We start from the raw sequence: 13,763 nt of genomic DNA, 5'->3' as shown, positions 1-13,763 counted from the left end.
ATGCAACTTTGAACCAGTTTTTTTCTTTTGAACGACGACATATTCATCACGGAAAAAATTATTGAACGCCTTGTCTAGATTAATTTTTGTATTCGCTAAAGCAAGACTATCCACTTTTCCTTAAATTCCAGTGTGTATTTCCTCAAAAAAAGCACCCCTCTAAATTAGATTTTTAGTCTAACTTTTGGGGTGCACTTCACTTAAACAATTTAAAGGAGGTAAATAATTACTTATCTGTTGAATTTTAGTGGGAAAATCCATAAGTAATATCAGGGGATTCTTTCCGTATAGATCTTTGATTTAAGTGATCAATGCCAGTCTTCATATCTTGAATTAAATCTATGGCCATTTGCATACTTAAGTCTGCTCGACAAACAAAACGTTGGATATTAATATTTGATAGATTATCAGGTAACGGATAAGTAGGGACTTGCCATCCCTTCATTGCAAATTGATCGGTTAGATCATATAAATTCCAAGAGATAGAAACATCTTTCTTCAATTTATAGCAAATAATTGGTAATTGTGAACCGTCATTATAAATATCAAAATAACCCATTTTATCAATTTCTTTTGCTAAATATTTTGCTACATCACTGGTTTTTTTATGAATTGATCGATAGCCTTCAAACCCATTACGGATAAATGTGTAATATTGTCCTATTATCTGACTTGCACTTCTTGAGAAATTGATTGCCATTGTTGGCATTTCTCCTCCAAGATAACTAACTTTGAAGACTAATTCCTCTGGTAAAAAATCTTTTTCTTTCCAGATAACCCAACCAACACCAGGATATACCAATCCATATTTGTGTCCAGAAGTGCTAATTGAACGTACATTTTTCAAACGGAAATCCCATTCAAGTTCTGGTTCCATAAATGGTACAAATAATCCACCACTGGCAGCATCTACATGAATATATACCTTGTAGTCAGTCTGTTTGTTATATTCCTCTATTTTTTTATCTAATGCCTTTATATCGTCATATTTTCCTGTATAAGTGATTCCTAAGATACCTACTACGCCAATCGTATATTCATCAAAATAATCTGTTACAGTGTCTATATTGATACTCCCATGTTCTTCATCAATCGGGATTGTGCGCATTTCAATATCCCAATAAACACAAAATTTTTCCCAAACGACTTGATATGCAGAAGAAATTACTAAGTTAGGTTTTTGTTTATTGATATCTAAACCAAGTTTTTTTACACGATTACGCCATGCAAATTTTAATGCTAATCCCCCCAACATACAAGCTTCACTTGAACCTACAGTCGAGGTACCTATAAAATCAGATTCATCTGGAACATTCCATAAGTCAGCAATGATGTTGACACAACGATTTTCGATCTCTGCTGTACGTGGATATTCAGTTTTATCTATTGCATTTTTGTCCAATGTTTCACACATGATTTTTGCAGCTTCTGGTTCCATGTATGTTTGACAAAATGTAGCGAGATTTTGTCTTGACACACCTTCATCAATTAATTGATCTTTTACCAATTGATAAGCATCTCGAGGAATCAGCGAGCCTTTTGGCAGTTTATACATAGGAATCGCTTCGTCCATCGCTTCATTTCCGAAAATAGGTTCCAAATATTGTGCTTCATGTCTATTTTTTTTACTGAATAACATTTTTCTCTCCTCCTAAAAAGCACTGATTTCTTAGATTTTTCTGTTATTTCCTTTTTCATCAAATGTTTTATAAATCCCAAAAGGGATAACTAAAATAATTAACCAGCTAATAATTAAGATGGCTAAATACGTTCCTCCTTTACCATAACCGATATCGTTAGGTGGAAAAAACGATATAAAGAATGCAAAAACTGAAACAAGTAACCCTATAATTGCCACACCAATTTTTACTTTCTTTCCACCAGGAATTTGGTATGATCTTGCTAAATCTTCCTTTTCTTTCACTAATTTGATGTAAGAAATAAATAAAAGAACATAAGCTACAAGATAAATACATACTGTCAAAGCCATTGCAACAAAGAACGAAAGATTAGCTCCCCCTCCTCCTAGTGTTAGTACAACTGCCCAGATAGAAACGATTATTCCTTGAATTAATACGATATTGGTCGGTACATTATATTTATTAACTTTTGCCATTTGTTTTGGTAGCAGTCCATTTTTAGCTGCTTCAAGCATAGCAGTCGATGGGCCAACCACCCATGTGGCAATTTCAGCAACAACACCTAAACAAATAATGACTGCAATGATACGAATAAGAGTTTCTCCTCCACCAAAATGATGAATTAAATAAGAATAAGCTTGAATTACTCCTGTATCTAGTGATAACTGATCTTGTGGGATTGTTGCAGCAACTGTAGCACCACCCAATGTATCTAAAATAATTGTCAAAATTACTAATATTAAAATAGCCTTAGGATAATTTTTTCCAGGATTATCCATATCTTTCACATGACTGGCAGACGATTCAACCCCTGCATATGCTAAAATAAATGAAACAAAGACCACTAATGTATTTATTTTAGTAAAATCTGGAATCCAAGCATCCGCACTAAAAGAGACTTTTACTGGATTTCCTTGCGCAATATAGAGAATACTTAAAGTGAAAAGAAGGACTCCAGTCGCTAATATTCCGACAAAAAATCCTATTTTTGCAATTTTAGCGGTATTTTTTGTCCCAGTAAATTGTGATATTGTGATCAACCAAAAAATTATTAATGTACCGATTAATTTCAACCAAACATTTGTATTTAAAGCAGGCCAATTAAGTGCGTAAGATAGTGCCCCTATAATAAAGTAAATCATTGTAATGAAACCTACTGTAATTTGAAACCATTGAAAGAAAATAGCTGCAAATCCCCATTTTCTACCTAAAGTTTTTGATACCCACGTATAAAGACCTCCTTTTTCCCATCCTTCTACAGTAGCCATTTCCGCAGAACAAAGCGCCACAGGAATAAACCAAAGAAAGCCACCAACTAGTAAATAAAAAACTAGATTCATCTTTGATGTCGCAAATGTCGGATACTCATAAACTGTCATGACCATTGAGGCAGTTATAGCAAAAAAGCTCATCAAAGATAGTTTTTTTGTACTTCTATCCATTGTTTTTCCTCCTTATTATTTATTTAATAAACTCATAAATGCGAAATTCTAATTTTTTTCGTCATTATGAAGTCTTCAAACAATGTTGCAATTACTCGCATTCTGTATTTCCCTTTCTTAGATATTATTGTGTTTGCTAAAAAAGAAAGCGGTATCATTGTTATCGGAAATAAATAACTAATTTTAGATATCATTAAGTTATCTTACTTAACGAGTAAATAATTATTTTAGAAAAAAACAATTTATATATCAAATACGAAAAAAAGTAGTAAAAAATTTTTTTTACTTAGCAAAAAAGTAATACTTGATTTTTAATATGTAGATAAAAATAATACATGTTATATTTTTACGATTTAAGAATACTCCGATAAATAAAGATAGTCAAATAAAAAATATATTACCTAATTTGTTTTTTATTGTTAATTGTATAACTTGAACTAATTTTTAAAATGAGAAAATCCAATAGATTTATTACAAAAGAAATTTTTATATACGTTATCTAAAGTTAGTTAGTTATTAACCATGAAAAGATTATATACTTCTTTTCTTTCAAAAATGGAAAATTATTTTATGCAAGTGTTGGCAGTATCGTTTTTAACTTATTCTATTATCGCTCTCAAATTGTAATCCTTACGAAAACAACCAAAATACTAAAAAAAATTGTCTTTTTTTCATTAGTAAAAATCAGAATTTTTATACTTTTAATTGTTTCGTAAGGACAATTTATTTCCTTAATTTTTGAATATATTTATTAATGATATCAAATTAGTACGCCACTCATTGATAATAGATCAATCATTTATTTCCCAAAAAATGGTTTTACATAATTAATTAGATGATATTGGTAGAAAGTCAAAAACAAAAAGTATTTAACTTAATTTCTTCACTTTATAATTTAAATTCATTGAACAATGTTTAAACAAAATAAAAGTTATTCAATGTTTCAAGAAAACATAAAATTTTATCTTTGTAAAATCTTTCTTATAATGCGGATAACTAAAGAAATAGTTGGAATAATCATCAAGGCCATTACTATATACCAAAAGTCCATTACTACATTTTCCCACGTAATCGGAACAAATACACCTACTAATAAAATCATAGCAAGAATAAACAAATTAAAGATGAATGCAGACAAAAACTCCTTCATACTAACATTTGCAGTATAATTAAAACTTCTTTTCCAATAATCCATATATGCTTGAATCATTATTTCATCCCCTTTTAAATTATTAAAATTAAAAATATTTAAATATTAACATATAAAAAATGTCTAAAAACAATCAAATTACAAACTAGTATAATTATTTAAGTCTTTTTTGAGATCACATAACGGAAACGTATATCCCTCTATTTTTAATTTTCTTTTTGAAATTAAATATCGCTCAATTCCATATTCCGTTTTATTTTCAATAATAAAAGTATTTTTTCGAAAACGAACTACTTTTCCTGTGCAATATTTTTTATTCACATCAATTGTTGAAAGTTCCATGCCTTCTTGAATCAACATATATTTCTCACCTGATTTTTATTGATTAAAATTGTTATTTCTATAGATATTCATAATTTGCAGATTTGAAAATAACTGGATATATCTCTGTTGTTTTTCATAATAAGAAATAATTTGTTCGAGATAATGTCTTTGTACTTATTTTTTATTCCTTCATTTTATTTAAGTAACGATAAATTGTTGTACGAGAAACATTCCAACGTTCTGCAATCGTCTTAATAGGCGTACCACTATCCACTAAAGTCTTCAGTAATTCCAAATCCTGAGAGGTCAATTTTTCAGGACGTCCACCAAACCTTCCTCTTGCGCGTGCGGCAGCACGTCCAGCTGCTGATCGTTCCAAGATCAAATTACGTTCAAATTCTGCAAATGCCGCGAATAAGTGAAACATAAGTTGACCAGTCGAACTGGATTTATCCATCGTGATATTTTCTTGAAGACTATGAAAACTTACACCACGTTCATTCAAGCGATTCACAATCAAAATCAAATCTTCCATATTCCTTCCTAATCGATCTAAACGCCAAACGACAAGTGTATCTCCAGAACGAACAAAATCGATGGCCATTTCCAATCCTGGTCGATTACTTTTTGCCCCACTCATATGATCGGTAAAAATTTTCTCACAACCAAATTTATTTAAACTATCTTCTTGTAAATCTAAATTTTGTAATCCAGTAGATACTCGCGCATATCCTATTTTCAAAAAAATCACCCCTAACTAAAATCTATTGTAACATAACTTTATTTATACGGTTTAAATGAACATAGATTTTGTTATGGGTTTATGAACATAAAATGAATTCATTTTTTGAAAAATAAAGGTAAAAAATAAAGTGTTCAGAAATGGGTCATTTTATGGACACTTTACATATATGATATTATCATCCAGATACAATAAAGATACTCTTTAATCAGAAGGATTAATTAACTTTAACATTAATTACGGTTCTAATGTTACCGTTACTGTCATATCCGACAACTTCCACTTTGTCTTTATTTTTTGTTATTTTATCTTTTGCGAATAATGAAAAACCTTCTTGTCCATCACTATTCAAAGTTGTTTCTTTTTTTCTAACGACTTTGTTATTAACTCTTAAGGCTACTGTATCAATTCCCCCTTGATTAGTACCAGAAATATATGAATCTCCCAAATGATAATTCTGTGAAGTATTCATTTCATAAGCGTCATGCAATTTAGGGAGAACCTCACATTTTTTTGTTGTAACAATTTGACCTGTATTCGAAATTCCTTCTACTTCAAATACTTTTGTTTTAGAATCTAAACCTAGGAAAGATGTACGTACTTTAAACTTACCATTGGATACATTGACTGAGACTTTCTCTACCCCATCAACAATAAATTTTACTTGAGAAATACCTGTTCCAACACCTTCAACATAAGGATCGGTCCAAAAAATTTTTTTAACATTTAACTGATAAGCCTGTACCTCTGACACATTAGCCGTATCTGCAATACTGTCTCCATGTACAATAACCTCTGAGGAACATCCTATACTGAATAATATACTTGAACTGACTAAAATATTTCTTAACTTCATTTTATAATAAATCCTTTCAACATTATATAATTGACATATGGTATTTTGTTGCAATAGAACAATTATTTTTTATGATAGTCATCCCTGAACCATCATTATGTTATCATTCCCCTTCCTTTAATAATGTTATATATTAAAAGAATATTCTTTCAAATTGTATCAATACTATTTTAATATATATATATATATTAAATATGTAATTTTATTTTTACAAATAATCATAAAAAAATAAATATAAACAATTCAATACTATATATATCTGTTTTAAAAATAATATTTCTTTGTTTTTCTTTAAATGAGGAGTGATTTCTTCTGGAATTAACTAAAATTTTTTATCTGTCATTTTATGGACACTTATTTTGAGATAAAAAGATACTTCGAATATGATTCTAGTTTTGAATAGTAACAAAATTATAGGAAGAACTTTTTTAAACCACCGAGTGAAGGAAACCAAGTCACGACTTAAAAGTGCTTCTCAATACCAATATGGACTTGGTAAAAAAATGAAACGTTATTGGAAACTCCTACAAAAAGAAGAGGCAAAGTTGAACGATGAAAAACAGGTTTGGCGTGCCAGTTTTAAAGATTATTTAACTGAAAGAGAGATTGTCGATCGACTGATAGCCACTTGTCCCAACCTGCGACAAGTGGCTATCAGTTATACCAAGATTTTCTTTATGCAGTAAAGAAAAGAGAGCATTCACTATTTGAGGACTGTTTATCCAGAGAAGTCAGCCAGCTACCTGAAACTTATGCGACAACTTTGCGAACATTTAAAAAGTTTCTGCCACAGATTCAAAATGCTCTCCGCTACAGTTATTCAAACGGACCACTCGAATGTTTAAACAACCATATTAAAACGCAATGCTTATGGGGTTCGAAATTTTTATAATTTCAAACGACGGATCATGATTCGACACGGTAAAACTATTTTAACCAAATAAAAAGAACAGAAAGAAGTTTTTCTTCTTTCTGCCCAAATTATTCTAAGATTTCTCTTTACCAACATCATTTGACAAAGAGCCTGTATTATAAGAATGTATTAAATAAGGGTGTTCTAAAAGTCTGGAAATTTTTTGCACTTCAGCAACGATTTCCGGATGCGTTAACCATTCTGGATCATTTGTTAATTGACAAATTTTCTTGCGCAAAATGATTTTTGAATTTTGTTCCATAAGATCACTTCTTGAAATAAAAATTGTGAACTACTCGCCACTTAGCTAAACCTGATTGTTCTTAATGCTTGAAGTGGGAAGTTCTTGGGAAAAGAGCATACTTGCTAGCTTATCTTTTCACTTGCAGAGTTTTCTCTTATTGACCAAGCTAATTCTCGTAGTTCCTACGCTTCTCTCGGTCAAAATGCAAACTACAACATAATGCTATGACAGACTTAGTTCTGTTCTCACTCTAATCACAATCATTGTTACACCTGCATCATCATGAATGACTTCACATTTTACTTGTGGTGCTAGTTCAATATCTTTCAATCGGACGTTTTCAGACTGAAATTACACAATTGAGCTTGGAATCAAAAAAATTATATCATTTACTTTTTCGATTTCCGATTTACTAACACCGAACAATATTCATCCCTACTTATAAGGGATGAATGCCTAAATATGTTAAAATAGTCGGAGAAAATTCATTTATTTGGAAAATAAAGATATATTTTGATTTTATAGAGAGTTTTAGTACATTGACAAGTAATTTTATTCTTTTTTAACATTTACTTTCGACTGTTTTCTGCCCATACTTTTGTAGCATAAATAGAATTAAATAATAATGCTGCTTGTAAAGCCACTTGAGATAAATTAGCACCCAAAGTACCTATAGCTGTATCTCCATTTAAAATTTGTATAGTTAAAACACTCCAATAAATAAGATTGGCCAAGTTTACTATAATCCATAGAGACCAATTCTCTCTATATTTAAGTATATAAAGAATTTGCGCAATAAAGCTCAATACAAAATTTATTGAATCAAAATAAGGTAATTGACCATTTACTTGACTTAAAATAAACCATCCCATTAACCAAGCAATAAATGCACCAAAGAATATTAATTGGCGCATTTTATTTGAAAATTGATGAACTGATTCATCATTTCCCCACATAAACCAACCAATTGGTTGAGAAATAACATAAATAATATCCATTGAAAAAGAACCATATGCATGGCTAATCCATGCTATGTAAGTCATTGCAATGCATTGAATTGTACCAAAAATAAATGCTACTCTTCTTCCTTTCATTCCATATACTAAGGACATGATCCCAGTTACACCAGATAACATTCCAACCAAACTATCAGGAGCAATTGCATAAACTAATAATTGAAGAGTAATCAGTCCTAAACAATAAATGACTTCAAATTTTTTCCAATCCAAAAATAATTGATTATATAACCACGAATGAGAATTATTCTGCATTACTTTTCACCTCTAAATAAATGAATCACTCAAAATGTCTAAAGCTAATTTTATAGCTTCTTTCTCACCTTTTATCATTTGTCTATCCTGGTCTACAAAGTTATTAACTCCCTCTCTAAGATCATTTTTGTAAGGAACAACATTCGTTAATATCGACAAGGTTTCGATATTTCTTTGACGACCAACTATAAATAAAATTCCTGATTCCATGTCAGCGGCGATAATCCCTTTAGAAGTCCAAAAATCTTCACATTGTTCATTATCATCCATATAAAAACCGTCGTGAGATCTTACAATTCCATAATTTGCATTAGGTTTATATTTATATGCAGAAGCAAGCAAATTAAATGATGGGACTGCAGGATAAATACTTGGAATATATTTCTTTGATAGTCCATCATCCCTTACAACTCCCTCAGCAATAATTATACTTCCTAGATCAATATTAGGTTGCATAGCTCCTGCAGAACCTACTCTAATAATTTTTTTAATGCCAATATTATTTAACTCTTCAATTGCGATAGCAGTAGAAGGAGCTCCGATCCCTGTGGAAAGAACTAGTATTTTTTTATTTTGGTAAATTCCTATAGATGATTTATACTCTCGATTGTAAGTTAAAAATTGGAAATTACTCATCATAGTTAATATTAAATCAACTCTAGCAGGATCTCCTACAATAATGGCACTATCAACATCTATATCAGAATTTAGACGAATATGGGGTTGAACATTCATAAACTAATCCTCCTAAAACAAAAAAAGAAAACGTTTTAGTCATTTTTACTATAATCGTTTTCGTTTGTCAATAATATTTTTATTACCAAAATTCATTTTATCTACTTGTTTAAGATATAGTATGAAGGAATTGGATGATATTCGTATAAAGAAAGTAAGACGTTTTGATCAGATTTTTTACAACGAATATTCCTTTGTTTCCATGGGCTGAAATCTTTCAAGATAAAAACTTAACAAATGCACTCATCGATCAATTAGTGTACCACGCTAAGATTACTAAAATTAATGGAAAATCTTATCAGATTAAAGATTATAAAGAAAAAAATTGTCGTATAGGTAACCTTGTTATTTGTGGGCTAAAAACCTACATTTTTGAATGACCATTAACTTTTCATTCATGATTGGTAAATAAGAGACACCATTGCTAGTGAAAAAATAAGCTATCAAGTATGCTGTTTTCCCAAAAATATCTCATTTCAAGTTTTAAAAACCGATAAGTTTAGCTAAGTAGTGAGTAGGTCACTTTCTAGAGTGATTCTAAAGAAATACACTAGACAAATAATAATTTACGGAAGTATTTATTATGGCATTGACAAAGCATGAAAAAAATGACCTAAAGTTGAAGAAATAGTTAAAACATCTAGAATATCTACAGATGAGTCGCAGATTTTACTAGAAAAACAAAAGAAAGATTGAACAGCAAAAGATCGAAAAACAATAAAAACAGATCCTGATATTAAAAGTCTAATAGAAATATTTAGTAATTTTGATGGAACAAAGAAATATGAAACAGTTTACCAAATGGCAAAATTTTATTTAAAAAATAATTATGATGAACATGTACAACAAATTATTACAAATATTCAAGATGCTAAATTTATCAATTAACTCGTAAAAATAGAAAAGGGGAATAAGAGATTAATCCCTTATTCTCCTTCTTACAGAGTTTAAAAATTTGAGATATTGGAAGAGAAAGGAATTGTCAATTATAAATAAAATTCATATATAAGTTTTGGGAAATGGTCAATAAGTATATAGAATTATTTATAATGACAATTATCCTTTATGAAAAAAAGACTTTAAATTTCAGCCTTATAAGCTATTGGTTTGAATAATTATCTAAATCTTTTTTTCAATTTAATTTTAGAATTATTCTGATTAAATGCACTTTCTTTTTTTCTTATTATTGTTTATTTTTTAAACTATCATAACTGTTATTCAATAAATAATCCCGATTTCCTAATCAATAGTATAAAAAAAATCATAAATTATATATGTTTACTAAAAATAAAAAAATATGTAATGATTTTTTTATTTATAATAGAATCAAGTTAGGTGATTAAAGATTGAGAGAGATTTTTAAATAAATTGTTATTGTCTCCTTGAATATTTTTGATTTACATTGTTTGCTGATTCTATTACCTAACTTAAACACCCACCATCATAGTTACCTCTTAGTTTAAAATATCTATACTAAGAGGTGCTATGAGTTTATAGTGGAAAGAATAATTGAATGAACTATGAAGTTTATTCTTTTTCTAAAGTTATCAGGAATAATTATAGAAACTTCTCTAATATATGCTTCTGAAAATTTATATTTTCTAAGTTGTATTGTATTATTCTAATATTAACATCGTAGTAAGTATTGTTATCAATAATTTTCCTACATATTTGAATCTATTAAATAAAAAAGATTAAGATAATAATTTTAAAACTTATAAAAAATGCGAATTTTAGATAAATAAGTCCCCCTATTTATTTATAATTCCTCCTGAGAAAAATTCAGGAGGCTTTTTCTATGTTTTTAATAAGATTAACATAAATATGTATATTAAAATACTTGCCTACCTATATATTTTGAATGATAAGTATTTATAGAAAATACTTGTAAAATCAATTACTCAATCGGTAGAAACAATTTCTACAGAAAAATAATAAACTATTTAAATATATCCATTTAAATAGTTTCTATACTTTTGGATGTAAAAATATAGAAAAGATACTCTGAAATCCTTTACAATTAATTTGGCGAACCAATTCATAAAAGGATTCAAGATATCTTATACTCAGCTTATCAATGATAACCTAAATATTATAGACTTAAATATCTATTTCGAGGAAAATTGTTTAACCAAAAAAAATATAATGGGCAAATTTGTTTGATTTACAAAGATACTCTCTAATACACGCCAGAAGAATGTCCGCATTGTCTTTGTGTCGTCCCCTCTAAGATCATTCATTAGGGGACGGCAACCATCCTGTTGTTACTTAATGAATTCTTTGAGTATCGGGCCTATATGGGAGTTAAAGAAACAACGATTCAAATGAAAGTCCTGCCAGATTGCCTTCGTAGAGATATCTCTGTCGCTAAGAAACACTGTTTATTAGTCAAAAAGTTCGTTGATCTATCGTTACTCACTTAAATGAGATGATAAAGGAAATCACTAGCTAGAAAAATATTTCCATTTCTTCGGTTTATCGTGTCATGAAGAGATTCTACCGCCCATCGAACCCTTTCAACCAGACTTTGCCTAATGTCTTATGCTTTGATGAATTTAAATCGGTTATCACTTAATCCTGACTCTACTAGCATCTGCACAATTTCAATGGAATATTTACCTCTAGCACTATTGTATCGAATGGTACTGATAATTCTTTCAGTTATTAGTTTATCAATGATAACTACAGATAAATGATTCTCTTTTCGCAATTTCAGGAGATTTTTTTCATTACTAAATAACCATTATAACCATCTACAATCTCATAATAATCTTTTTCTTTCACATAATAACAAACAAACGGCATTGTATATCCATCTACTAAAATAGATTGTTCTAATAATTTTAACTCCTTAGGCGCTACTTTATTTGGATTATAATCATTAATTCGAATTTTACTAATTGGAATTCTATAAACCTTATAAACAGGGTTTAAAAATCTTTCATCTATTTCCATAGAACCATTGTCTCTCTTTTTTTGTAATTCATCTCTAGTTTGAGAAAAACCCATATAGCAACAAAAGTATCATTTTTTAAGATAGTAATACACATTCTTTTATAAGATAGAACCAATCGAAAGTGTTTAATTGATACATTATCTGGACAATCATAAAATTTAATTTTATGATTGTCTGTTTTTTGAAGAATGAAATTTTTTCAAGTAAATATTTCTAGTTTCCTTTGGCAATATATGCTGTCCAAATATCTTCAATCTTCCAATCCTATAATGGATAAAAATTAAAAATATTATGATACACTCTAAAAATATATTGTATCGAGCCAAATTCAGTTTTTATCAATCATCAAAAATCAATTTCTAGTGAATAATCTAAGATTTGTTTCACTAATAAAAAGTCTTCTCCTCTTAATCGATCTATAAACTCTTTACTCACAATTCGATCAGTATCGAAACTATGAATTTGTGTCGCATTCACTCTTCCATGTATTTTATATCCATGCAATGGAATATAACCAGAAAAATCATTTCCGCCTGAAGTAATTGGACACACAATAATATAATTTGTTTTTCGATTATACGCATTGGAAGAAACAACCAGTGCTGGGTGTTTCCCTCTCATCTCTCTCCCAAAAGAAGGCGTAAAATTCAACCATATGAGATCACCTTGTTGCGGTTCATACATCCTTTTCTATCTCCTCCTGAGCTAAAAATTGCCATTCCTCATCTTCAGCCTTTTGAAAAGCTTCATCTGACAAAAATGGATTTTTTATTTTTGGCGTAAAAATCAATCCACCATTTTTTGATTTATAGGTGACATACTCTGTTCCTGCTTCAACTTTATATTGTTTTGGAATTGAAATAGAGATTGAATTGCCAACTTTTCTGGCTGTTACATTAATCATTTTACATTCCCCCTCTTCACAACGAATCTTACCATGTAAAACATAATTTAACAACGTATATATTCTTAAAATGATTGGAATTATCTTCTAAAAAATATACCAATTGGTTGATCAATTCGTTGTAAAGATTCCAGTATATCTTGGTATTTTAACTTTTCTATCCTTGTTTGATCCCATAAACATAAATGACTATCCAGCCTTGATAAAACAATTTGTGCTTCTGTTACTTTCCCATCAGCTAAAAGTTCATTTTTTACGTAGTTTAAGTATCGGTGTAAAAAATCTTGTAGTAGCTCATTTTTTTCATAATATTTTTTTCATTTCTGTTCCCTCTTTTTTAGTATTCAATGTACATGAAGTTGTTCATAGCGAAAATTATCAATTTTATATTGGCCATCTTCTTCAACCAGTTGAACAACAAATAGGACTTCGTTTTTTACACCACGACTATCTTCTTCACCCAATAATGCATATTGCTTTTCATTATCGGTATCTTGAAACACTTTGACAATTTTTCCTACACTACGAAATTTAGCATCTAAATCCACATTAATGCCATTTTCTTCTTGACATTTTTCTGTCATAT

13 protein-coding genes and 4 pseudogenes are annotated in these 13,763 nt (G+C 29.5%); 3 read left to right on the top strand and 14 right to left on the bottom strand.

The genetic code is table 11. The annotated features are described in order from the left end of the window. Nucleotides 1–244: 244 nt before the first annotated feature. The 6 genes from AB3H93_RS13835 to AB3H93_RS13810 form a co-directional block, all read right to left on the bottom strand. Nucleotides 245–1,639: a glutamate decarboxylase gene (locus AB3H93_RS13835; RefSeq protein ID WP_081115486.1), complete on the bottom strand. Its 1,395-nt coding sequence runs from the start codon at nucleotides 1,637–1,639 to the stop codon at nucleotides 245–247. 30 nt (nucleotides 1,640–1,669) lie between these two features. Next, nucleotides 1,670–3,082 (bottom strand): amino acid permease, encoded by a 1,413-nt coding sequence (locus AB3H93_RS13830; RefSeq protein WP_136771198.1) that lies wholly within the window; start codon nucleotides 3,080–3,082, stop codon nucleotides 1,670–1,672. A 961-nt stretch (nucleotides 3,083–4,043) separates the two neighbouring features. After that, entirely contained in the window at nucleotides 4,044–4,292 is a 249-nt protein-coding gene (locus AB3H93_RS13825; RefSeq protein WP_161638217.1) for a hypothetical protein, read from the bottom strand. Between the two features lie 78 nt (nucleotides 4,293–4,370). Further along, entirely contained in the window at nucleotides 4,371–4,592 is a 222-nt protein-coding gene (locus tag AB3H93_RS13820; protein WP_368020719.1) for a hypothetical protein, read from the bottom strand. A 145-nt stretch (nucleotides 4,593–4,737) separates the two neighbouring features. After that, nucleotides 4,738–5,307 carry a recombinase family protein gene (locus AB3H93_RS13815; RefSeq protein ID WP_179130733.1) on the bottom strand — a complete coding sequence of 190 codons (570 nt, stop codon included), beginning with the start codon at nucleotides 5,305–5,307 and terminating at the stop codon, nucleotides 4,738–4,740. 208 nt (nucleotides 5,308–5,515) lie between these two features. Then, nucleotides 5,516–6,154, bottom strand: coding sequence for an immunoglobulin-like domain-containing protein (locus AB3H93_RS13810; RefSeq protein WP_161440452.1), 639 nt, complete (start codon nucleotides 6,152–6,154; stop codon nucleotides 5,516–5,518). Nucleotides 6,155–6,567: 413 nt separating this feature from the next. Here AB3H93_RS13810 and AB3H93_RS13805 point away from each other — a divergent pair. Next, nucleotides 6,568–7,098, top strand: a pseudogene (locus AB3H93_RS13805) (transposase); the annotation flags it as partial. Between the two features lie 42 nt (nucleotides 7,099–7,140). On the opposite strand, the gene AB3H93_RS13800 reads toward AB3H93_RS13805, so the two are convergent. The 3 genes from AB3H93_RS13800 to AB3H93_RS13790 all read right to left on the bottom strand — a co-directional run bounded on the left by AB3H93_RS13800 (nucleotide 7,141) and on the right by AB3H93_RS13790 (nucleotide 9,317). Further along, a complete protein-coding gene (locus tag AB3H93_RS13800) occupies nucleotides 7,141–7,329 on the bottom strand; it encodes a hypothetical protein (RefSeq protein ID WP_081115480.1) in 189 nt (62 codons plus the stop codon). Nucleotides 7,330–7,880: 551 nt separating this feature from the next. Continuing rightward, entirely contained in the window at nucleotides 7,881–8,582 is a 702-nt protein-coding gene (pnuC, locus tag AB3H93_RS13795; RefSeq protein WP_081115479.1) for a nicotinamide riboside transporter PnuC, read from the bottom strand. 12 nt (nucleotides 8,583–8,594) lie between these two features. After that, a complete protein-coding gene (locus AB3H93_RS13790; protein WP_081115478.1) occupies nucleotides 8,595–9,317 on the bottom strand; it encodes a nucleoside phosphorylase in 723 nt (240 codons plus the stop codon). A gap of 179 nt (nucleotides 9,318–9,496) precedes the next feature. On the opposite strand from AB3H93_RS13790, the pseudogene AB3H93_RS13785 reads away from it, so the two are divergent. Further along, nucleotides 9,497–9,697, top strand: a pseudogene (locus tag AB3H93_RS13785) (ATP-binding protein); the annotation flags it as partial. Nucleotides 9,698–11,372: 1,675 nt separating this feature from the next. Then, nucleotides 11,373–11,883, top strand: a pseudogene (locus AB3H93_RS13780) (ISL3 family transposase); the annotation flags it as partial. Here the strand turns inward: AB3H93_RS13780 and AB3H93_RS13775 are convergent. The 5 genes and pseudogenes from AB3H93_RS13775 to AB3H93_RS13755 all read right to left on the bottom strand — a co-directional run. Beyond that, a pseudogene (locus tag AB3H93_RS13775) lies at nucleotides 11,884–12,266 on the bottom strand (ParB N-terminal domain-containing protein); the annotation flags it as partial. It lies immediately after the preceding pseudogene. Then, nucleotides 12,263–12,403 carry a DUF3440 domain-containing protein gene (locus AB3H93_RS13770; RefSeq protein WP_337247786.1) on the bottom strand — a complete coding sequence of 47 codons (141 nt, stop codon included), beginning with the start codon at nucleotides 12,401–12,403 and terminating at the stop codon, nucleotides 12,263–12,265. The pseudogene AB3H93_RS13775 and the gene AB3H93_RS13770, both read right to left, overlap by 4 nt. A gap of 215 nt (nucleotides 12,404–12,618) precedes the next feature. Continuing rightward, nucleotides 12,619–12,957, bottom strand: a complete 339-nt coding sequence (locus AB3H93_RS13765) for a type II toxin-antitoxin system PemK/MazF family toxin (RefSeq protein WP_081115477.1) — start codon at nucleotides 12,955–12,957, stop codon at nucleotides 12,619–12,621. Further along, entirely contained in the window at nucleotides 12,950–13,177 is a 228-nt protein-coding gene (locus tag AB3H93_RS13760; RefSeq protein ID WP_081115476.1) for a hypothetical protein, read from the bottom strand. Before AB3H93_RS13760 ends, AB3H93_RS13765 begins: the two co-directional genes overlap by 8 nt. 344 nt (nucleotides 13,178–13,521) lie before the next feature. Then, nucleotides 13,522–13,763 (bottom strand): hypothetical protein (locus tag AB3H93_RS13755; RefSeq protein ID WP_161638207.1); only part of this gene is annotated, 242 nt, incomplete at its 5' end.

It is taken from the genome of Enterococcus sp. C74 (genome assembly GCF_040887125.1).
In the GTDB taxonomy this organism is placed as follows: domain Bacteria; phylum Bacillota; class Bacilli; order Lactobacillales; family Enterococcaceae; genus Enterococcus_B; species Enterococcus_B hirae.
Note: the sequence above shows the minus strand (reverse complement) of the source record. Positions and strands in the feature narration are given on the sequence as shown.